This window comes from Streptomyces sp. NPDC033966, assembly GCF_055575955.1.
Window position 1 is genome coordinate 1 of the sequence record NZ_JBVIRQ010000032.1, and the last position, 19964, is coordinate 19964.

Annotated in this window: 18 protein-coding genes and 1 riboswitch; of the genes, 14 read left to right on the forward strand and 4 right to left on the reverse strand. The window is 71.0% G+C overall.

Annotated elements, in window-relative coordinates; genetic code table 11:
• Nucleotides 1-202: 202 nt before the first annotated feature.
• From ACZ518_RS38565 to ACZ518_RS38610, 10 genes are all read left to right on the forward strand, one after another.
• On the forward strand, nt 203-790 hold the full coding sequence (locus ACZ518_RS38565) for a CDP-alcohol phosphatidyltransferase family protein (protein ID WP_405981727.1): 588 nt from the start codon (nt 203-205) through the stop codon (nt 788-790).
• A 101-nt stretch (nt 791-891) separates the two neighbouring features.
• Nucleotides 892-3390 carry a sugar phosphate nucleotidyltransferase gene (locus ACZ518_RS38570; RefSeq protein ID WP_469117702.1) on the forward strand — a complete coding sequence of 833 codons (2499 nt, stop codon included), beginning with the start codon at nt 892-894 and terminating at the stop codon, nt 3388-3390.
• A gap of 108 nt (nt 3391-3498) precedes the next feature.
• Complete coding sequence (locus tag ACZ518_RS38575) at nt 3499-4404, forward strand: DUF881 domain-containing protein (protein WP_469117703.1); 906 nt, start codon at nt 3499-3501, stop codon at nt 4402-4404.
• Nucleotides 4401-4733 (forward strand): small basic family protein, encoded by a 333-nt coding sequence (locus ACZ518_RS38580; protein WP_007262894.1) that lies wholly within the window; start codon nt 4401-4403, stop codon nt 4731-4733. Before ACZ518_RS38575 ends, ACZ518_RS38580 begins: the two co-directional genes overlap by 4 nt.
• Before the next feature lie 5 nt (nt 4734-4738).
• A complete protein-coding gene (locus tag ACZ518_RS38585) occupies nt 4739-5641 on the forward strand; it encodes a DUF881 domain-containing protein (protein ID WP_469117704.1) in 903 nt (300 codons plus the stop codon).
• 130 nt (nt 5642-5771) lie between these two features.
• The gene (locus tag ACZ518_RS38590; protein WP_007262892.1) at nt 5772-6665 is read left to right on the forward strand and encodes an FHA domain-containing protein; all 894 of its coding nucleotides are present in this window, start codon (nt 5772-5774) and stop codon (nt 6663-6665) included.
• Nucleotides 6666-6736: 71 nt separating this feature from the next.
• Nucleotides 6737-7498 (forward strand): transcriptional regulator FtsR, encoded by a 762-nt coding sequence (gene ftsR, locus ACZ518_RS38595; RefSeq protein ID WP_469117705.1) that lies wholly within the window; start codon nt 6737-6739, stop codon nt 7496-7498.
• A gap of 63 nt (nt 7499-7561) precedes the next feature.
• On the forward strand, nt 7562-8035 hold the full coding sequence (locus ACZ518_RS38600; RefSeq protein ID WP_007262890.1) for a bifunctional nuclease family protein: 474 nt from the start codon (nt 7562-7564) through the stop codon (nt 8033-8035).
• Nucleotides 8036-8219: 184 nt separating this feature from the next.
• A complete protein-coding gene (locus tag ACZ518_RS38605) occupies nt 8220-8858 on the forward strand; it encodes a MerR family transcriptional regulator (protein ID WP_469117706.1) in 639 nt (212 codons plus the stop codon).
• Between the two features lie 102 nt (nt 8859-8960).
• Nucleotides 8961-10358, forward strand: coding sequence for a DNA polymerase IV (locus tag ACZ518_RS38610; protein ID WP_469117707.1), 1398 nt, complete (start codon nt 8961-8963; stop codon nt 10356-10358).
• Here the strand turns inward: ACZ518_RS38610 and ACZ518_RS38615 are convergent.
• Nucleotides 10355-10711, reverse strand: coding sequence for a PRC-barrel domain-containing protein (locus tag ACZ518_RS38615; RefSeq protein ID WP_405981735.1), 357 nt, complete (start codon nt 10709-10711; stop codon nt 10355-10357). The genes ACZ518_RS38610 and ACZ518_RS38615 overlap by 4 nt on opposite strands.
• 123 nt (nt 10712-10834) lie before the next feature.
• Nucleotides 10835-10933: riboswitch (glycine riboswitch) on the forward strand.
• 196 nt (nt 10934-11129) lie between these two features.
• Between ACZ518_RS38615 and gcvP the strand changes: the two genes are divergently transcribed.
• Nucleotides 11130-14024: an aminomethyl-transferring glycine dehydrogenase gene (gcvP, locus tag ACZ518_RS38620; protein ID WP_469117708.1), complete on the forward strand. Its 2895-nt coding sequence runs from the start codon at nt 11130-11132 to the stop codon at nt 14022-14024.
• Between the two features lie 130 nt (nt 14025-14154).
• Here the strand turns inward: gcvP and ACZ518_RS38625 are convergent, their stop codons facing one another.
• Both ACZ518_RS38625 and ACZ518_RS38630 read right to left on the reverse strand, forming a co-directional pair.
• Nucleotides 14155-14343, reverse strand: a complete 189-nt coding sequence (locus ACZ518_RS38625) for a DUF5999 family protein (RefSeq protein WP_007262885.1) — start codon at nt 14341-14343, stop codon at nt 14155-14157.
• 260 nt (nt 14344-14603) lie between these two features.
• Nucleotides 14604-15224: a hypothetical protein gene (locus ACZ518_RS38630; protein WP_469117709.1), complete on the reverse strand. Its 621-nt coding sequence runs from the start codon at nt 15222-15224 to the stop codon at nt 14604-14606.
• Nucleotides 15225-15718: 494 nt separating this feature from the next.
• Here ACZ518_RS38630 and ACZ518_RS38635 point away from each other — a divergent pair, with 494 nt between their 5' ends.
• Nucleotides 15719-17254, forward strand: coding sequence for a glutamate-cysteine ligase family protein (locus ACZ518_RS38635; protein ID WP_469117710.1), 1536 nt, complete (start codon nt 15719-15721; stop codon nt 17252-17254).
• A 109-nt stretch (nt 17255-17363) separates the two neighbouring features.
• Nucleotides 17364-18161 carry a CPBP family intramembrane glutamic endopeptidase gene (locus ACZ518_RS38640; protein WP_469117711.1) on the forward strand — a complete coding sequence of 266 codons (798 nt, stop codon included), beginning with the start codon at nt 17364-17366 and terminating at the stop codon, nt 18159-18161.
• A gap of 6 nt (nt 18162-18167) precedes the next feature.
• On the opposite strand, the gene ACZ518_RS38645 is transcribed toward ACZ518_RS38640, so the two are convergent.
• On the reverse strand, nt 18168-18986 hold the full coding sequence (locus ACZ518_RS38645; RefSeq protein WP_469117712.1) for a PhzF family phenazine biosynthesis protein: 819 nt from the start codon (nt 18984-18986) through the stop codon (nt 18168-18170).
• A gap of 201 nt (nt 18987-19187) precedes the next feature.
• On the opposite strand from ACZ518_RS38645, the gene ACZ518_RS38650 reads away from it, so the two are divergent.
• On the forward strand, nt 19188-19814 hold the full coding sequence (locus tag ACZ518_RS38650; RefSeq protein WP_469117713.1) for a PadR family transcriptional regulator: 627 nt from the start codon (nt 19188-19190) through the stop codon (nt 19812-19814).
• Nucleotides 19815-19964: the final 150 nt, after the last annotated feature.

Sequence of the window (19964 nt, forward strand, 5' to 3'; positions counted from 1 at the left end):
GGTACTGCAGGGGGGACCCTGTGGGAGAGTAGGACGCCGCCGAACAATCATTGTGGGAAAGCCCCGCACCTTATGGTGCGGGGCTTTTCTGCGTTCAGGGGCCGTTCGGCGTCCCCGCGGCCCGGCAGGCCCCCTCGGGGACTCCTGTAGGGTCAAGGAGCATCGATTCGACCATTTCTAGCGTCACAGTGGAGGCCCCCGGGTGGAGGTCCAGGAGACTCGGGTTCAGACCGACCGAATTTTCACCATTCCGAACATCCTGAGCATGGCTCGTCTCGTCGGCGTACCGCTGTTCCTCTGGCTCATCCTGGAGGGGTACGACGGGTGGGCGCTGGCCGTCCTGATGCTCAGCGGGATCAGTGACTACCTCGACGGAAAACTCGCGCGCCGCTGGAATCAGATCAGCAAACTGGGCCGCCTGCTGGACCCCGCCGCGGACCGCCTCTACGTCCTGACCACGCTCTTCGGCCTCACCTGGCGGGAGATTCTCCCCCTGTGGCTCACCGCGGCCCTCCTCGCCCGTGAGGCAATGCTGCTGGTCATGGTGTGGATCCTGCGCCGGCACGGCTATCCGCCCCCGCAGGTCAACTTCCTCGGCAAGGCCGCGACGTTCAACCTCATGTACGCCTTCCCGCTCCTGCTGCTCAGTGACGGGGACGGCTGGTTGGCCTGGATGGCGTCCGTTTTCGGATGGGCGTTCGCGGGATGGGGTACAACGCTCTATTGGTGGGCAGGAATCCTTTACGTGGTGCAAGTCCGCCGCCTGGTCAGGGCTGCCACGGCCGATTGAGCTCGCTCGGCGCCGGTACTGACGCGGAGGAGTTGCGGAGTATCCGTCCCGGACGGGTGAGGTCGGCTGGACCGTCATCTCTCTAGGAGGACTCTTCCGACATGAAGGCCGTCGTGATGGCCGGTGGCGAAGGTACGCGGCTTCGCCCCATGACCTCAAGCATGCCCAAGCCGCTCCTGCCGGTGGTCAACCGGCCGATCATGGAGCACGTGCTGAGGCTGCTCAAGCGGCATGGGCTGAGCGAGACCGTGGTCACGGTGCAGTTCCTGGCCTCACTGGTCAAGAACTACTTCGGTGACGGCGAGGAGCTCGGGATGGAGCTCACCTACGCCAACGAGGAGAAGCCCCTCGGGACCGCCGGCAGCGTGAAGAACGCCGAGGAAGCCCTGAAGGACGACACGTTCCTCGTCATCTCCGGCGACGCGCTGACCGACTTCGACCTCACCGACCTCATCAATTTCCACAAGGAGAAGGGCGCACTGGTCACGGTGTGCCTGACCCGGGTGCCGAACCCGCTGGAATTCGGCATCACCATCGTGGACGAGGAAGGGAAGGTCGAGCGCTTCCTCGAGAAGCCGACCTGGGGGCAGGTGTTCTCGGACACCATCAACACCGGCATCTACGTGATGGAACCGGAGATCTTCGACTACGTCGACCCGGACGTCTCGGTCGACTGGTCCGGTGACGTCTTCCCCCAGCTCATGAAGGAAGGCCGGCCGATCTTCGGCTACGTGGCCGAGGGCTACTGGGAAGACGTGGGCACGCACGAGAGCTACGTGAAGGCGCAGGCCGACGTGCTCGAGGGCAAGGTCCAGGTCGACATGGACGGCTTTGAGATCTCGCCCGGGGTCTGGATCGCCGAAGGGGCCGAGGTCAGCCCGGACGCCGTGCTGCGCGGACCGCTGTACGTCGGGGACTACGCCAAGGTCGAGGCCGGGGTGGAGCTCCGCGAGCACACGGTCGTCGGGTCGAACGTGGTCGTGAAGACCGGGGCCTTCCTCCACAAGGCCGTCGTCCACGACAACGTCTACATCGGCCCGCACAGCAACCTGCGCGGCTGCGTCATCGGCAAGAACACCGACATCATGCGGGCCGCCCGGATCGAGGACGGCGCCGTCATCGGCGACGAGTGCCTCGTGGGTGAAGAATCCATTGTCCAGGGCAACGTGCGGGTCTACCCGTTCAAGACGATCGAGGCCGGCGCCTTCGTCAACACCTCGGTGATCTGGGAGTCCCGCGGCCAGGCGCACCTGTTCGGCGCCCGGGGCGTCTCGGGGATCCTGAACGTGGAGATCACCCCCGAGCTGGTGGTCAAGCTGGCGGGCGCCTACGCGACGATGCTGAAGAAGGGCGCGATCGTCACCACGGCCCGGGACCACTCCCGCGGTGCCCGTGCGCTCAAGCGTGCGGTGATCTCCGCGCTCCAGGCCAGCGCCATCGACGTACGCGACCTGGAGAACGTACCGCTGCCGGTGGCCCGCCAGCAGACGGCCCGCGGCGCCGCTGGCGGGATCATGATCAGGACCTCTCCCGGGGTGCCCGACTCGGTGGACATCATGTTCCTCGACGAGCGGGGAGCCGACCTCTCGCAGGCGCAGCAGCGCAAGCTGGACCGGGTGTACGCACGCCAGGAGTACCGGCGCGCCTTCCCCGGGGAGATCGGCGACCTGCAGTTCCCGTCGAGCGTCTTCGACTCCTACACGGGCTCGCTGCTCCGGCGGGTGGACACCACCGGGATCGCCGATGCCGGGCTCAAGGTGGTCGTGGACGCCTCGAACGGCAGTGCCGGGCTCGTGCTGCCCAGCCTCCTCGGCCGGCTCGGTGTCGACGCGCTGACGATCAACCCCGGTCTCGACGAGTCCAGGCCGACCGAGACCCGGGAGTCGCGGCGGGCCGGGCTGGTGCGGCTCGGGGAGATCGTGGCGTCGGCGCGGGCGGCGTTCGGGGTGCGGTTCGACCCGGTGGGCGAGCGGATCTCGCTGGTGGACGAGCGGGGGCGGATCATCGAGGACGACCGGGCGCTGCTCGTGCTCCTCGACCTGGTCGCCGCCGAGAAGCGCAGCGGCAGGGTGGCCCTGCCGGTGACCACGACGCGGGTCGCCGAGCAGGTGGCGGCGTACCACGGGACCCAGGTGGAGTGGACGACGACCTCGCCCGACGACCTGACCCGGGTCGGCCGTGAGGAGACCACGATCTTCGGCGGGGACGGCCGGGGCGGGTTCATCGTCCCGGAGTTCAGCAGCGTCTTCGACGGGTCGGCGGCCTTCGTCCAGCTGATCGGGCTGGTCGCGCGGACGCAGCTCACCCTGAGCCAGATCGACGCCCGCATCCCGCGCGCGCACGTGCTCAAGCGCGACGTGCCCACGCCGTGGGCGGCGAAGGGGCTCGTCATGCGGCGGGTCGTGGAGGCGGCCGGCGACCGGCAGGTGGACACCACCGACGGGGTGCGCGTGGTCGAGGCCGACGGGCGGTGGGCGCTGGTCCTGCCGGACCCGGCGGAGGCGGTCACCCACCTGTGGGCCGAAGGCCCCGACGACGCCTCCGCGCAGGCGCTCCTCGACGAGTGGGGCGCGGTCGTGGACGGCGCCGGGCAGCACTGACCGGGGGCGTCACCCTGGGGAGCGGTTCCGGCGGGCCGGGTGCGGGCACTGACCCGGCCCGGCCCGCCGGACGGCCGCATTGGGTGTTGGCGGCGGCGACATGCAACGATGTGCGGCATGTCGCAGCCGCCCAACAACCGGAGTTCGGCCACACCGCCCGCGCGTCCGGACGCGTCCATGTCGCTGCTGACCCACGTGATGGACCACAGCCTCGACGAGGGCTATGCGGAAGCCTCGGCCCGGCGCGAGGCGGACGGTACGGCGGGGCTGCCCCGTACCCTCAAGGCCAAGCTGGCGCTCGCCGCGGGTCTGGTGCTCGCCGCCATGGTGGTCACGCTCGGTGCCGCGCAGGCGCGGATAGCGGCTCCGGTACTGGCCAAGGAGCGGCAGGAGCTGATCGACCGGGTACGGCGGGCCAACGACCACGCCGACGCCCTGGAGCGGGAGACCGAACGGCTGCGGACCGAGGTCGCCGACCGGCAGCGCGCCGTGCTGAAGCAGCAGGTCGGGGAGCGGGGCCGGCTGGTGGAACTGCTGGCGGGTGCAACCGAGGTGCGCGGTCCCGGCGTCAAACTGGTGGTGGACGATGCCAAGGGCGCCTCGTCGGGCGGTGGTGGCGGTCCGCGCGAGAGCGCCGGGTTCTCGAACACCGGCCGGGTGCGCGACCGGGACATGCAGCGGATCGTCAACGGGCTCTGGCAGTCGGGTGCCGAGGCCGTTTCGATCAGCGGGCAGCGGCTGACGGCGCTGTCGGCGATCAGGGCCGCGGGTGACGCGATACTGGTCGACAACAAGCCGCTGGTGCCGCCCTACGAGGTCCTCGCGGTGGGTGACAAGAAGCGGCTCGGGACCACGTTCCAGGACTCCGTGGACGGTCAGTACCTGCACGTCCTCCAGGAGAGCTACGGGATCCGCTACAGCCTGACCCCGATGGACGAGGTGCGGCTGCCCGCGGCGTCGAGCCTGACCGTCCGCACAGCCACAGCAGTAGAGCCGAAGAAGGGTGCATCGTGATCGCGGTACTGGGCCTCTTGGCCGGAGTGGTGGTCGGGCTTCTGGTCCGGCCCGAGGTGCCGGCCGTGGTGGAGCCTTATCTGCCGATCGCCGTGGTCGCCGCGCTCGACGCGGTGTTCGGCGGCCTGCGCGCGATGCTCGACGGGATCTTCGTCGACAAGGTCTTCGTGGTGTCGTTCCTCTCGAACGTGGTCGTCGCCGCGCTGATCGTCTTCCTCGGCGACAAGCTGGGCGTCGGCTCGCAGCTGTCGACGGGCGTGGTCGTCGTCCTCGGCATCCGGATCTTCTCCAACGCCGCGGCCATCCGCCGGCACGTCTTCCGGGCGTGAGGCCGATGAGCACGGAGAACACGCCGCCGGGGGAGCCGGACGTCCCCCAGCCGCCGCAGCCGCAGCCGCCGTCGAAGCCCGAGGCGTCGCAGCCCGAGCCGTCGAAGCCCGAGCCGGAGCCGTCGCGGCCCCAGGAGTCCCCGCGACCCGGGCCGGCCGAGCCGGCCGAGCCGGTCGGGCCGCAGGAGACCGGGCGCCAGCGCCTGGCCGCCGGTCTGTGGCCGCCCAGATTCAGCCGGGCCCAACTGATCGTCGCGCTGCTGCTGTTCGTCCTGGGCCTCGGGCTCGCGATCCAGGTCCGGTCCAACAGCGACTCCAGCGCCCCGCTGCGCGGTGCCCGGCAGGAGGACCTCGTACGGATCCTCGACGAGCTGGACGGGCGGACACAGCGTCTGGAGGACGAGAAGCAGCGGCTGGACGACCAGCGCAAGGAGCTGCAGAGCAGTTCCAACCAGGCGGAAGAGGCCCGTCGGCAGACGGTTGAGAAGGAGCGCCAACTGGGCATCCTGGCCGGTACGGTGGCCGCACAGGGCCCGGGGATCACGCTGCGGATCACCGACACGAAGGGCCAGGTGAGGTCCGACCAGTTGCTGGACACCCTCCAGGAGCTGCGGGCGGCCGGGGCGGAGGCGATCCAGATCAACGGGGTGCGCGTCGTGGCGGGCTCGTACTTCTCCGACGAGGGCGGCGGGGTCGGGATCGACGGTAAGAAGATCACACAGCCCTATGAGTTCAAGGTCATCGGCAAACCGCAGGATCTGGAGCCCGCGCTGAACATCCCGGGAGGTGTGGTGCAGACGATGGAGAAGGAACAGGCCACGGTCGCCGTCACACGGTCGGCGAAGATCGTTGTGGATGCCTTGCGGGCTGCGAAGCAGCCTGACTACGCTCGGTCGTCATCGCCGTGATGCGTAGCGGAATGTGGACAGGCTCACGCGGGCCGATGCCTGCGGGGGGTCGACGCACGGAAGTCGCCGTGCGTGGTGGAAACTGTCTGGTGGTTACGGACGTTGTCAGAATGTCCGGGTCGGCAGGTGTGTGCATGCAGAGTTCGTCCTGCCCCACGGGCGGGTCTGTTTCGGTCAAGGGGAATCGCCCGTGAAGTTGTTTGAGAAGTTGTTCGGCAAGAAGAAGAACGAGGAAAGCGGTGCGGCGCGGCACCGCGCGGGGCAGCCGGAAGGGGAAGGGCAGGGCGACAGGCCGCTCTTCCGTGACGAGGTGGCCGGCCCGGGTGACAATTCGGGCGGGCGCGGCGCGTCGTCCGTTGACCCCGCTGGTTCCGGGCGCATAGGTTTCGGTGAACCATCAACCTCTAGTGCGGGTGGAGGGTTTGCCTCTGACCCCTATGCCACCAGTGCCTCCGCGGGGCAGCCGCGGCGCGAGGAGCCGTCCATGTCGGCCGAGCAGACGTGCGGCAGGTGCGGTCACCGCAGCGACGCTGCGAGCCGTTTCTGCTCCAACTGCGGGGCGCCGCTGCGGCCGGGTCTGACGCCGGAGCGTGCTTCGGAGACCACGTCCACCATCTCGATCTCGGGCCTGGAGGCCTACGAGGCCGAGGGGTCGGGCCAGCACGTGTCGTCCTCGCTCTCTCCCGAGGCCCAGGCCGCGGTGGAGGCGCTGCCGCCCGGTTCGGCCCTGCTGATCGTGCGGCGCGGGCCCAACTCGGGCAGCCGGTTCCTGCTGGACGGCGAACTGACGACTGCGGGCCGGCACCCGCAGAGCGACATCTTCCTGGACGACATCACCGTGTCCCGCCTGCATGTCGAATTCCGCCGGAGCCCGGAGGGCGGCTTCACCGTCGCCGACGTGGGCAGCCTCAACGGCACGTACGTCAACCGCGAGCCGATCGAGTCCGTCGCCCTGCACAACGGTGACGAGGTGCAGATCGGTAAGTACCGGCTGGTCTTCTACGCGAGCCTGCGGGGCGTCTGACCCCCCTCGGACACCGTCCGGGGGGAACCCCACCCCCGGACACCCTCCGGGGGGACCCCAGGGAAGGTTCCATGCTGCGTACCCCGACGGGCGGTGCCCCGAAGAACGGCACCGCGGGCTCGGCCGGGCAGCTGGTCAGCATCGGCACGGTGCTGACCACGCTGCGGGACGAGTTCCCCGAAGTCACGATCTCGAAGATCCGCTTCCTGGAGGCGGAGGGCCTGGTCGAACCCCGGCGCACGCCTTCCGGATACCGCAAGTTCAGCACCGGGGACGTGGAACGGCTCGCGCGCGTCCTGCGCCTGCAGCGTGACCACTACCTCCCGCTGAAGGTCATCCGGGAGCAGCTGGACGCGCTCGACCGGGGTGAGCAGATCCGCATCCCCGCGCCCGCCGCGCACGGGGAGTCCGTGGAGGGCGCCCAGCCCTCCGGCGGGTACGCGGAGGCGGCCGCTGAGCCGCCGGCGGCCCGGGTGGGCCGCGCCGAGCTGATCGCGGCCGCGGAGGCGGACGAGGCACAGCTCGTCGAGTGGGAGTCGTACGGGCTCATCTCCGAGGCGCCGGGCGGCGGGTTCGACGCCGGGACGCTCACCGTGGCCCGGCTGATCGCGGATCTCGGCCGGTTCGGCCTGGAACCCCGCCACCTGCGCGGGATGAAGGCCGCGGCGGACCGGGAGGCCGGTTTGGTGGAGCAGCTCGTCGCCCCGCTGCGCAGGCACCGCAATCCGCAGACCAGGGCGCACGCCGAAGCCACGACGAGGGAGCTCGCGGGGCTCTCCGTACGGCTCCACGAGGCCTTGGTGCAGACCGCTCTCGGGCTCCGTCCGCACTGACCGGAGGGGTCCCGGTGGGGCCCCGACTACCCAAACCTGCCGGGCAGGTCCTAGGGTTGCTGTGTGAACGAGCTCGACGTTGTGGGTGTCCGGGTGGAAATGCCCTCCAACCAACCGATCGTGCTCCTGCGTGAAGTGGGAGGCGACCGGTACCTCCCCATCTGGATCGGTCCTGGGGAGGCGACCGCCATTGCCTTCGCGCAGCAGGGCATGGCCCCTGCCCGGCCGCTGACGCACGACCTGTTCAAGGACGTGCTGGAGGCGGTCGGTGAGGAGCTCACCGAGGTCCGGATCACGGATCTGCGGGAGGGCGTCTTCTACGCGGAGCTGGTCTTCGCCAGCGGGGTCGAGGTGAGCGCGCGGCCGTCGGACGCCATAGCGCTGGCCCTGCGCACGGGAACGCCGATCTACGGCAGTGACGGCGTGCTGGACGACGCCGGAATCGCCATTCCCGATGAGCAGGAGGACGAGGTGGAGAAGTTCCGCGAGTTCCTCGACCAGATCTCTCCCGAGGACTTCGGCACGGGCCCCCAGTAGCCGCGCCGGCGGCCGTGCCGTCCACCGGGAACTGTCAGCCCATTCGACTAGCCTTTCCCCGCAACGGGGTACGGGAAACCACTCTCAGGGTGATTATCACTCGGCGTGCCGAGTGTGGCGATCGTTGACGCACCCCTGGTCACTGCCTACCTTCAAGGTGGCAGGTCAAGGACGGAGGGTCGGCGTGAGGATCACGGGCGACGGTACGACCGGGGGCACCCCCGCGCGGAGCGACGGTGGGCCGTACCCGGTGCACGGCGGCGCGGCGGGTTCCGCGCACCGTCAGCCGGCGGCCGCGCCGGTCGGACCGGTGAGCGAAGGCCCGGTGTCCGAGCAGGTCGGCTACCGCGGACCGACGGCGTGCGCCGCCGCGGGGATCACCTACCGGCAGCTCGACTACTGGGCGCGCACCGGACTCGTGGAGCCGAGCGTGCGGCCCGCGTACGGGTCGGGCACCCAGCGGCTGTACAGCTTCCGCGACGTGGTCGTCCTGAAGATCGTCAAGCGTTTCCTCGACACCGGGGTGGCGCTGCAGAACATCCGCACCGCCGTGCAGCACCTGCGGGACCGGGGCTTCTCCGACCTGGAGCGCATGACGCTGATGAGCGACGGCGCGACCGTGTACGAGTGCACCTCGCCGGACCAGGTCGTGAGCCTGCTCCAGGGCGGACAGGGCGTCTTCGGCATCGCGGTGGGCGTCGTCTGGCGCGACGTCGAGAACGCGCTGTCGCAGCTGCACGGGGAGCGCGTGGACACCGGGGAGACCCTGGTCGGCCACAACCCGGCCGACGAGCTCGCGGCCCGCCGGAACCGGGCCGTCTGACTCGGGGCCGAACCGGGCCGTCCGGACCTCAGGCCGCGCCCCGCGGTGGGTCACGGGCCGGTGATCACCGCGTTGTCAGTGGCGTAGGGCAGCATCGGTGCCGTGAGAGCCGCGCCGACCATCCTGCACCTGGACATGGACGCCTTCTACGCCTCCGTGGAGCAGGCGTCGAAGCCCAGCCTGCGCGGGAAGGCCGTGATCGTCGGAGGGCTCGGGCCACGCGGGGTCGTCGCCACCGCCTCGTACGAGGCCAGGCGCTTCGGGGTGCACTCGGCGATGCCGACCGCGCAGGCCCGCCGCCTCTGCCCGAACGGTGCCTACCTGATCCCGCGCTTCACCCTCTACCGAGAGGTCAGCGAGCTGGTCATGGGCCTGCTGCGGGAGCTGTCGCCGCTGGTGGAGCCGCTCAGCCTGGACGAGGCCTTCGTGGACCTGGAGGCGGGCGGAGCGGCCTTCGACTCGGCCGGCGCCCGTGCCACGGGGGAGCGGCTGCGGGCCGGCATCACGGCCCTGACGGGGCTCAGCGGCTCGGTGGGGCTGGCCGGGTCCAAGATGCTGGCCAAGATCGCCTCGGAGGAGGCCAAGCCCGACGGGCTGCTGCTGATCGAGCCGGGCGCCGAGCGCGAGCTCCTCGCGCCCATGTCGGTGCGCATCCTGCCCGGGGTGGGGCCGGCCACCGGGGAGCACCTGCGCCGGGCGGGGATCACCACCGTGGGGGAGCTGGCCGAGGCGGGCGAGGACGAGCTGGTGCGGATGGTGGGGCGGGCGCACGGAGTCGGCCTGTACCGGATGGCGCTGGGGCTGGACGACCGGCCGGTGGTCGCCGAGCGGGACGCGAAGTCCGTCTCGGTGGAGGACACCTTCGACGTGGACCTGCATGACCGGGTGCGGATCCGGAACGAGGTGCAGCGGCTCGCCGACCGCTGCGTGGGCCGGCTGCGCGCCTCGGGGCACTCGGGGCGGACCATCGTCCTGAAGGTGCGCCGGTACGACTTCTCGACGCTGACCCGCTCCGAGACGCTGCGGGGCCCCACCGACGACCCGGCGGTCGTGCGGGAGGCGGCCGCGCGGCTGCTGGAGGGCGTGGACACCACCGGCGGGGTGCGGCTGCTGGGGGTGGGGGTGACGGGGCTCGCCGACTACACGCAGGAGGACCTGTTCGCCCAGGCGCTGGCCACCGCCGAGGAGGCCGGGGCGGAGGCGCTGGGCGCCGAGGAGGGCGCCGCCGGAGCCACCCGGGAAGACGGGCCCTCCCAGGCCCCTGCGGCGGCCCTGGAGGGCACCGGGGCGGCTCCCGCGCGGCACTGGGCGGCGGGCAGCGACGTACACCACGCGGTGTACGGGCCGGGGTGGGTGCAGGGCAGCGGGGTCGGGCGGGTGACCGTACGGTTCGAGCGGCCCGGATCGCCCCCGGGCCGGGTCCGCACCTTCCTGCTGGACGACCCCGAGCTGGAGGCGTCCGATCCGCTGCCCCTCGTGGGGGAGGGGGAGGCTCCTTAGGGGGTGTCCTGGGGGCGGGGGCGCTGGAAGTCGGAGGGCAGGGCCACGTCCAGGCCGTAGTGGTGGTAGAGCTGGAGCTCCTGCTCGGGGGAGAGGTGGCGGCCGACCCCGAAGTCGGGGGCGTCCTTGATCAGGGAACGTTCGAAGGGCACGCGCAGGGCGTCGTCCACCACTTCGCTGGGTTCCAGGGGGACGAAGGCGTCGCGGCCGAAGAGGCCCGTCCGGACTGCGGCCCACTCCGGGACGCCCGTGGCGTCGTCGAGGTAGACCTCGTCCACGGTGCCGATCTTGGTGCCGTTGCGGTCGAACGCCTTGCGGCCGATCAGGCTGCGGGGATCGATGTCGGTCTGCACGGTCCCTCCGTACGGTCGCAGTGATGCACAGCTCATCCGTAATGACTACAGAAGTGCATATTTCAAGAGGGGGCCACTCGAGGGAGGGTCGAGATCCTCGCTGGTAGGCTGGGTGACGGCTGTTGACCCTGTGCGGGAGAGTCCTCCGAGTGAGTACGACGGAGGCGCCGAAGGAGCAAATCCTCCCCGGAATCTCTCAGGCATACGTACCGCACGTGACGAGGCCACTCTGGAAAGCAGGGGCAGGCGCCGGGCCCGCAGTACCGGACCTTCCCCTCACCGACGGTGAAAGCCGGAGCTCTCGGGCGAACCCCGCGACTCCGGTGAAGCTCTCAGGTTGAGATGACAGAGGGGGAGGCCGTCCGGGTGCCCGCGCCGTGGTGCCCCTCGCAGGTCATACGACCAGGAGGCCTCCGTTATGACCGCCAACCGCATTCCGCTCTCCCAGCTCGAGCAGGGCATCCCCTTCGAGCAGCGCCACATCGGCCCGGACGCCGAAGCGCAGGCCAAGATGCTCGCCCAGGTGGGCTACGGCTCCCTGGACGAGCTGACCGCCGCCGCGGTACCGGATGTGATCAAGACCGCCGATGCGCTGAACCTGCCCGGAGCGCGCACCGAAGCCGAGGTGCTGGCCGAGCTGCGCTCGCTGGCCGACCGCAACCAGGTGCTCTCCTCGATGATCGGTCTCGGCTACTACGGGACCTTCACCCCGCCGGTGATCCTGCGCAACGTCATGGAGAACCCGGCCTGGTACACGGCGTACACCCCGTACCAGCCGGAGATCTCCCAGGGCCGCCTCGAGGCGCTGCTGAACTTCCAGACCCTCGTCGCCGACCTGACCGGCCTGCCCACCTCCGGCGCCTCCCTGCTGGACGAGGGCACCGCGGCGGCCGAGGCCATGTCGATGGCCCGCCGCGTGGGCAAGGTCAAGGGCGGGGTCTTCCTCGTCGACGCCGACGCGCTGCCGCAGACCATCGCCGTGATCGAGACCCGCGCCGAGCCCACGGGCGTCGAGGTCGTCGTCGCGGACCTGTCCGAGGGCATCCCCGCCGAGATCGCCGAGCGCGGTGTCTTCGGCGTGCTGCTCCAGTACCCGGGCGCCTCCGGCGCGGTCCGCGAGATCAAGCCGGTCATCGACCAGGCGCACGAGCTCGGCGCGATCGTCACCGTCTCCGCCGACCTGCTCGCCCTGACCCTGCTGACCTCCCCGGGCGAGCTGGGCGCGGACATCGCCGTCGGCACCACCCAGCGCTTCGGCGTCCCGATGGGCTTCGGCGGCCCGCACGCCGGCTACATGGCCGTCCAGGCCAAGCACGCCCGCTCGCTGCCCGGCCGCCTCGTCGGCGTCTCCGTGGACGCGGACGGCAACAAGGCGTACCGCCTGGCCCTGCAGACCCGTGAGCAGCACATCCGCCGCGAGAAGGCCACCAGCAACATCTGCACCGCGCAGGTGCTGCTCGCCGTCATGGCCGGCATGTACGCCGTCTACCACGGCCCGGACGGCCTGAAGACGATCGCCCGCCGCACCCACCGCTACGCGGCCATCCTCGCCGCGGGCCTGACGGCCGGCGGGGTCGAGCTGGTGCACGGCTCCTTCTTCGACACCGTCACCGCCAAGGTGCCCGGCAAGGCCGCCGAGGTCGTCGCCGCCGCCCGCGAGGGCGGGGTCAACCTGTACCGGGCCGACGCCGACCACGTGTCGGTCTCCTGTGACGAGACCACCACGCGCGCCGACCTCGAAGCGGTCTGGGCCGCTTTCGGTGTCGGCGGCTCCGCCGCGGATGTCGAGGCCCTGGACGCGGTCGCCGCCGACACGCTGCCCGAGGACCTGCTGCGCTCGGACGCGTACCTGACCCACCCGGTCTTCCACCAGCACCGCTCCGAGACCGCGATGCTGCGCTACCTGCGCAAGCTCTCGGACAAGGACTACGCGCTGGACCGCGGCATGATCCCGCTGGGCTCCTGCACCATGAAGCTCAACGCGACCACCGAGATGGAGCCGGTGACCTGGCCCGAGTTCGGCCAGCTGCACCCGTTCGCCCCGGTCGAGCAGGCCGAGGGGTACCTCACGCTCATCAACGAGCTGGAGGAACGTCTCTGCGAGGTCACCGGCTACGACAAGGTCTCCATCCAGCCGAACGCGGGCTCCCAGGGCGAGCTCGCCGGCCTGCTGGCCGTCCGCGCCTACCACCGCGCGAACGGCGACGAGCAGCGCACCATCTGTCTCATCCCGTCGTCCGCGCACGGCACCAACGCCGCGAGCGCCGTGATGGCCGGCATGAAGGTCGTCGTGGTCAAGACCGCCGACGACGGCGAGGTGGACGCGGACGACCTGCGCGCCAAGATCGAGCAGTACCGCGACGAGCTCTCCGTCCTCATGATCACCTACCCGTCGACGCACGGTGTCTTCGAGGAGCACGTCGCCGACATCTGCGCCCAGGTGCACGAGGCCGGCGGCCAGGTGTACGTGGACGGCGCCAACCTGAACGCCCTGGTGGGTCTGGCCAAGCCGGGCCACTTCGGCGGCGACGTCTCGCACCTGAACCTGCACAAGACCTTCTGCATCCCGCACGGTGGCGGCGGCCCGGGCGTCGGCCCGGTCGGTGTCCGGGCGCACCTGGCCCCGTACCTGCCGAACCACCCGCTCCAGCCGACCGCCGGCCCCGAGACGGGCGTCGGCCCGATCTCGGCGGCGCCGTGGGGTTCGGCGGGCATCCTGCCGATCTCCTGGTCGTACGTCCGCCTGATGGGTGGCGAGGGCCTCAAGCGCGCCACCCAGGTGGCGGTACTCGGTGCCAACTACATCGCCAAGCGCCTGGAGCCCCACTACCCGGTCCTCTACACCGGTCCGGGCAACCTGGTCGCGCACGAGTGCATCATCGACCTGCGTCCGCTGTCGAAGGCCACGGGCGTGAGCGTCGACGACATCGCCAAGCGCCTGATCGACTACGGCTTCCACGCGCCGACCATGTCCTTCCCGGTGGCCGGCACGCTGATGATCGAGCCGACCGAGTCCGAGGACCTCATCGAGATCGACCGCTTCTGCGACGCGATGATCGCCATCCGCGGCGAGATCGAGCGGGTCGCCGGCGGTGAGTGGCCGGTGGACGACAACCCGCTCGCCAACGCCCCGCACACCGCCGCGGCGCTGGGCGGCGAGTGGAACCACCCGTACAGCCGCGACGAGGCCGTCTTCCCGGGCGGGGTCTCCGCCGCGGAGAAGTACTGGCCGCCGGTGCGCCGGATCGACGGCGCCTTCGGTGACCGGAACCTGGTCTGCTCCTGCCCGCCGCTGGACGAGTACGACAACTGAGCCGCGTCGGCGGGACCGTCGGGGACGGGCCGCTGACACGGTGAGGGAACGGTGAAGGGGCCGGTCCCGGAGCATCGAGCTCCGGGACCGGCCCCTTCCGCATCCGTGCGGTGTTGCCGTGCGGTGCCGGCTACGCCGCCGCGAGCGGGCGGTGCGGGGCGATGATCTGTCCGTCCGGCAGCAGCTCACCGGTGTCCTCGAAGAGCAGGACGCCGTTGCACAGCAGGCTCCAGCCCTGTTCCGGGTGGTTGGCCACCGGGCGCGCTGCCTCCCGGTCGGCGGATTCTGATGACGGGCAGGCGGGCTGGTGCTGGCACATGGATGGGTTCTTTCGCTGCGGTGTGGTCTGTTCGCTACGGCTCGATGCGTGATTCATGGCCGTCCCCCTGTGTCGTCCCCGCGCCTGCGGGGAGGATGTCCTCAGTGTTCCCCCAGGACGGCCGCTTCGCAGGTATTTCCCGGCAGCTGTCCTCTTGGAATGAGGACGCATCACCCGTGCGGGCGGTTCAGGCCAACTCCCCTGTCATTTCGGGTGGTTCGCATTGACCCGAGCGGACTAGGCCGAATGGGTCACCCGGGTCAAGCCGCCGGGGCCGCGAGGGTGGGCGGGACCGGCGGGGCGGCCGGGGTCAGCCGGTGGGTCAGTACGGGCAGCAGCTCCGAGACGGGATGCGGCCGGAAGGGCGCGATCCCGGGCGGGGCCGGGGCCAGTGGCACCAGCAGGTCGGCGGCGGCGGGGAGGCCGGCGGCGGCGTCGGCGCCGACCGCCCCGTGCAGCCACAGGGTCAGCATGTACAGCTCAGGTACGGACAGCAGCCTCGGCTGGTAGCCCTTGCCGAGCGACTCGGCCTGGCGGAGGGCGCGTTCGGTCGCGGCGACGTAGGGGCCCTCGAAGAAATGGGAGAAGGCCCAGCCGTCCGGGGTCAGCCGGGTGTCGGCGGCCGCGACGAAGCGGTCGCCGCTGCGGATCAGGAACCGCCAGCCGGTGAGCCGGGTCCGGGGCGGCCGGCCGCCGGCCGTGTGGCCGGACACGCTCAGACGGTCGAGCACGTGGACCGGAAGCGGGAGTTCGGCGGTGAGCGGGCCCTGGTGCGAGCGCAGGGCCGGGGTGTGTGCCTCGTGGACGGCGGTGGGAGAACCGAGTGCCGCGAGGACGCTGCGCAGGGCGGGCGCGGGAGCCGGGGGGACATGCAGCGGCATGGTGGGTCGCCTCTCACTTGGGAGACCTGTGGTGCGGGGGAAAGTGCGGACGGCGCTGTCGCATTCTGAGGTCAGAGGTGGGCTTTGGGGCAATGGCCGCGCGCCAACTCTCTGCCTCGTTTGCGGAGTTTATACGACATGTGTTCACGCAGTGTTTCGGCTAGCCGTCCCGCCTATTGCCGGCAAGGCGCCTTCCGGTCCCGCTGCCATGGTATTCATGCCGGTTACACGCGGACATGCCGCGCTGACCTCGGAGGTTACCCCAAGGGCGCTCGGCTGGAAACCTTCGTTAATCAGGAACAGGCAAAGGGCAGGGGGAATTTGCGCGCGGTGGGTTGCCAGGCGAATGTGCCGGAGCGCCCATCAGGCCATACCGGCGCGCGCTCCCCGCCAAGACCCCCGGCCGGCGTTATGGATCACGGTGCCTGGGCATCATCGACCGTGACGCGCGCCCGGACGCACCGGGCCTGGCCCACTCGAGGAGGGACGCTTCGATGGGGGAGAAGGTCGTGGCAGGCGGATTCGACCTGTCCGATCGGCATCGGTATCGGAGGAAGCTTCACGAGTGCCTGGAGGGGCTGGAGCGCCTTCTGGCGGAGAAGAGGTTCGATCGGCCCAAGAACATGATGGGGCTGGAGATCGAGTTGAATCTCGCGGGTGCCGACGGTTTGCCGCGCATGGTGAATGCACAGGTGCTGGAGCGGATTGCGAGCCCCGATTTCCAGACCGAACTCGGAATGTTCAACCTGGAGGTGAACGTACTTCCGCACCGGCTCGACGGGAGGGTATTCGACCAGCTCTCCGAAGAACTGAGCGCGGGACTGAACTACGCCCACCGGCAGGCCGCGGAGATCGACGCGGGCGTCGTGATGATCGGGATCCTGCCCACCATCTCCCGCGCGGACCTGGCCCTGGCCAACCTCTCGGCGGTGGACCGCTACTCCCTGCTCAACGAGCAGATCCTGATGATGCGCGGGGAGGACTTCCGGCTCGACATCGACGGGGTCGAGCGGCTGACCTGGAGCACCGGCTCGATCGTGCCGGAAGCCGCCTGCACCTCCGTACAGCTGCACCTCCAGGTCACCCCGGCCCGGTTCTCCGACGTGTGGAACGCCGCGCAGGCGGTGACCGCCGTACAGATAGCGGTGGGGGCCAACTCGCCGTTCCTGTTCGGGCGCGAGCTGTGGCGCGAGTCGCGTCCGCCGCTGTTCACGCAGGCCACCGACACCCGGCCGCCCGAACTCCAGGCGCAGGGGGTGCGGCCGCGGACCTGGTTCGGGGAGCGGTGGGTGGACTCGGTGTACGAGCTCTTCGCCGAGAACGTCCGCTTCTTCCCCTCCCTGCTGCCGATCTGCGACGAGGAGGAGCCGCTGCGGGTGCTCGCCGAGGGCGGGGTGCCGAGCCTGCAGGAGCTGGTGCTGCACAACGGCACGGTCTACCGGTGGAACCGGCCCGTCTACGGGGTCGCCGACGGGGTGCCGCACCTGAGGGTGGAGAACCGGGTCCTGCCCGCCGGGCCCACCGTCGCCGACGTCGTCGCCAACGCCGCCTTCTACTACGGACTCGTACGGACCCTCGCGGACGAGCCGCGCCCCGTGTGGACCCGGATGTCCTTCGCGGAGGCGGAGGCCAACTTCGACGCGGCCTGCCGGTACGGGATCGACGCGCGGATCCGCTGGCCGCGCAAGGGCCGGGCCGGGGGGCTGGTGAGCGTGCCCGCCGTACGGCTGGTGCTGGACGAGCTGCTGCCGATGGCCGCGGCCGGGCTGGACGCCTGGGGCATCGAACCCGCCGACCGGGACCACTACCTGGGGATCATCGAGGAGCGGTGCCGGCGCCGGGTGAACGGGGCGACCTGGCAGGTGGACACGTACCACCGCGCTCTCGCGGGCGGACTGGAACGCGATGCCGCCCTCGCGGCCACCACCCGGCGCTACAGCGAGCTGATGCACAAGGGCGACCCCGTGCACACCTGGCCCGTGGGCCTGGAGGAACAGGAGGTGGACGCCACGCGGGCGGTCCGCCGCTGAGGGGCGGCCCGCTCCGCCGGTCCCTTCCCGCCGGTCCGCTCCCGCTGATCCGCTCCCGCCGCCGAGGGGGCACTATGGGGTGGTGGTCGGAACGGGACGGGAGTCAGGCGTGCGGGTCGAGCCGGAGCCGGTGGTCGTGGAACTGCGCGAGGACGGGCGCCGGGTCCTGCGCACCGAGACCCTGCTCGTGCTCGCCCTGTCGCTGGGCGCGAGCGGGGTCTCGGCGCTGATCAGCTTCATCGGCTCGCTCACCAAGCCCGGCGGGCTCAAGGACCAGGCCGCCACCCTCAACGGCTCCTACGCGCCCGGGCGGCCGTGGCTGGACCTGGCCTGGCAGCTGTTCGGGATCGCGACCGCGCTGGTCCCCGTCCTGCTCGTCGCGCACCTGCTGACCCGCGAGGGCGCGCCCGGGCTCAGGGTCCTGGGCTTCGACCGCACCCGGCCCGGCCCGGACCTGGCCCGGGGCGCGCTCGTGGCCGCCGGCATCGGCAGTGCCGGGCTGGCCTTCTACCTGGCGGCCCGGGCCACCGGCTTCAACCTGACGGTGGTGCCGGAGGCCCTGCCCGAGGTGTGGTGGAAGTTCCCCGTGCTGATCCTCTCCGCGGTGCAGAACTCCGTGGTGGAGGAGGTCATCGTGCTGGCGTACCTGCTGCGCCGGCTCGGTCAGCTGGGCTGGTCGCCGGCGGCCGCGCTGCTCGCCAGCTCCCTGCTGCGCGGCTCGTACCACCTCTACCAGGGCATCGGCGGGTTCATCGGCAACGCGGTGATGGGCGTCGTCTTCGTCCTCGCCTACCGGCGCTGGGGCCGGGTCGGCCCCCTGGTCGTCGCGCACGCCCTGCTCGACATCGTGGCCTTCGGCGGGTACGCGCTGCTCGCGGGCAAGGTCGGCTGGCTGCCGACGCCGTAGCGGTGACTACGGGGCGGTGAGCAGTTCGCCGTCGATGACGGTGACGGCGCGGCCCGTCAGGAGCGTACGGTCCCCCGCGAGCCGGACCCGGACCAGGCCCTTGCGCGTTCCGCCCTGGAGGCCGGTCAGCTCGGTACGGCCCAGACGCGCCGCCCAGAAGGGGGCGAGGGCGGTGTGGGCGCTGCCCGTCACCGGGTCCTCGTCGACGCCGACGGCGGGGAAGAAGCCGCGCGAGACGAAGTCGTAGCCGCGGGAGGGGTCCTCGGCCGGCGCGGTGACGATGACCCCGCGGCGCGCGTAGGCGCGCAGGGCCGCGTGGTCGGGGGAGAGCTCCCGTACGGTCCGCTCGTCGGCCAGCTCCACCAGCAGATCGCCGATGTGGCCGGCGGTGTCGTGCACCGACTTGGCCTCGGCGCCGAGCGCGCGGTCCACCTCGGGGACCGGCTCCAGCGGGGTCAGGGACGAGGTCGGGAAGTCCATGGTGACCGTCCCGTCCTCGGCGACCTCGGCGATGAGGATCCCGCAGCGCGCGGAGAAGCGGATCGGGCCCCGGGCGAGACCGGCGGTGGCGATGACGTGCGCGGTCGCGAGGGTCGCGTGGCCGCACATGTCCACCTCGGCGGCCGGGGTGAACCAGCGCAGCGCCCAGTCCGCGTCGCTCCCGGCCGGCAGGGGGTGGGCGAAGGCCGTCTCGGAGAGGTTCACCTCGGCGGCGACCTGCTGGAGCCAGCTGTCCGGGGGGAATCCGCCGTCGAGGAGCAGGACTCCGGCGGGGTTCCCCTGGAAGGGGCGGTCGGTGAAGGCGTCGACGATTCGGATGCGCATGGGCCGACCGTAGGGGGGTTCCCCGAGCACTGACAAAGGCCAATCCGAGGGGACTGGCCTGGTCACGGACGCGCGTGAGCCGACTGTCGGCGATAGTTTCCGATATATCGTTGACGCATCGCGATGGATCAGTGATAGTGAAGAAGTCGAAACGACGACTGACATGACGGACATGGCAGAGATGACGAAAGGAGCGCAGTGATGCGTTCACGCGGACAGCACGACCACGGACATGGCCACGGACACGACCACGGACGGGGCCACGGCCACTGCGGGCCGGACCGTCGGGAGGAGTTCAGGGGGCTGCGCGCCGCCTTCGGCCCGTTCGGGCCGCCCTTCGGGGGCGGACCCTTCGGCGGGCGGGGCGGACGCGGCGGACCGCGCGGGCGGGCCAGGCGGGGCGATGTACGCGCCTCGATCCTGGCGCTGCTCGCCGACCGGCCGATGCACGGCTACGAGATGATCCAGGAGATCGGCGAGCGCAGCGGCGGGGCGTGGAAGCCCAGCCCGGGCTCGGTCTACCCCACCCTGCAGCTGCTGGAGGACGAGGGGCTGATCACCAGCGCGAGCGAGGGCGGCAAGAAGCTGTTCACGCTCACCGACGCCGGCCGAACCGAGGCCGAGTCGGGCCCGGACGCCCCCTGGGCGGACGCCGGGCGCGGCTTGGACTTCGAGGCGATGCACGAGATCCGTGCCGCCGCCGGCGGTCTGATGGAGGCCTTCGGGCAGGTCTTCAGGAGCGGCTCGCCCGAGCAGCGGGAGAAGGCCCTCGCGGTCATCAACGACGCCCGCAAGAAGCTGTACCTGATCCTGGCCGACGAACACTGAGGCAGGGCGTGTGCCCGGCCGGGACGCGTACCGGCCGGGCACACGCAGGCGCGCCCCGCGAGTGCACTCCCTGGGCGTGGCCTTCTCTTTTGTTCTGGTGAGGTGAGCTGGCACCGCCAACCCTTTTTTTCACGCATCCTTTCCCTTCTA

What these genes read in the sequence shown, in the direction of transcription:
- ACZ518_RS38570 (WP_469117702.1), top strand. Translation starts at nt 892, where the DNA reads ATGAAGGCCGTCGTGATGGCCGGTGGCGAAGGTACGCGGCTTCGCCCC.
- ACZ518_RS38650 (WP_469117713.1), top strand. Translation starts at nt 19,188, where the DNA reads ATGCGTTCACGCGGACAGCACGACCACGGACATGGCCACGGACACGAC.
- ACZ518_RS38625 (WP_007262885.1), bottom strand. Translation starts at nt 14,343, where the DNA reads ATGTGCCAGCACCAGCCCGCCTGCCCGTCATCAGAATCCGCCGACCGG.
- ACZ518_RS38635 (WP_469117710.1), top strand. Translation starts at nt 15,719, where the DNA reads ATGGGGGAGAAGGTCGTGGCAGGCGGATTCGACCTGTCCGATCGGCAT.
- gcvP (WP_469117708.1), top strand. Translation starts at nt 11,130, where the DNA reads ATGACCGCCAACCGCATTCCGCTCTCCCAGCTCGAGCAGGGCATCCCC.
- ACZ518_RS38585 (WP_469117704.1), top strand. Translation starts at nt 4,739, where the DNA reads ATGAGCACGGAGAACACGCCGCCGGGGGAGCCGGACGTCCCCCAGCCG.
- ftsR (WP_469117705.1), top strand. Translation starts at nt 6,737, where the DNA reads ATGCTGCGTACCCCGACGGGCGGTGCCCCGAAGAACGGCACCGCGGGC.
- ACZ518_RS38630 (WP_469117709.1), bottom strand. Translation starts at nt 15,224, where the DNA reads ATGCCGCTGCATGTCCCCCCGGCTCCCGCGCCCGCCCTGCGCAGCGTC.
- ACZ518_RS38645 (WP_469117712.1), bottom strand. Translation starts at nt 18,986, where the DNA reads ATGCGCATCCGAATCGTCGACGCCTTCACCGACCGCCCCTTCCAGGGG.
- ACZ518_RS38575 (WP_469117703.1), top strand. Translation starts at nt 3,499, where the DNA reads ATGTGCGGCATGTCGCAGCCGCCCAACAACCGGAGTTCGGCCACACCG.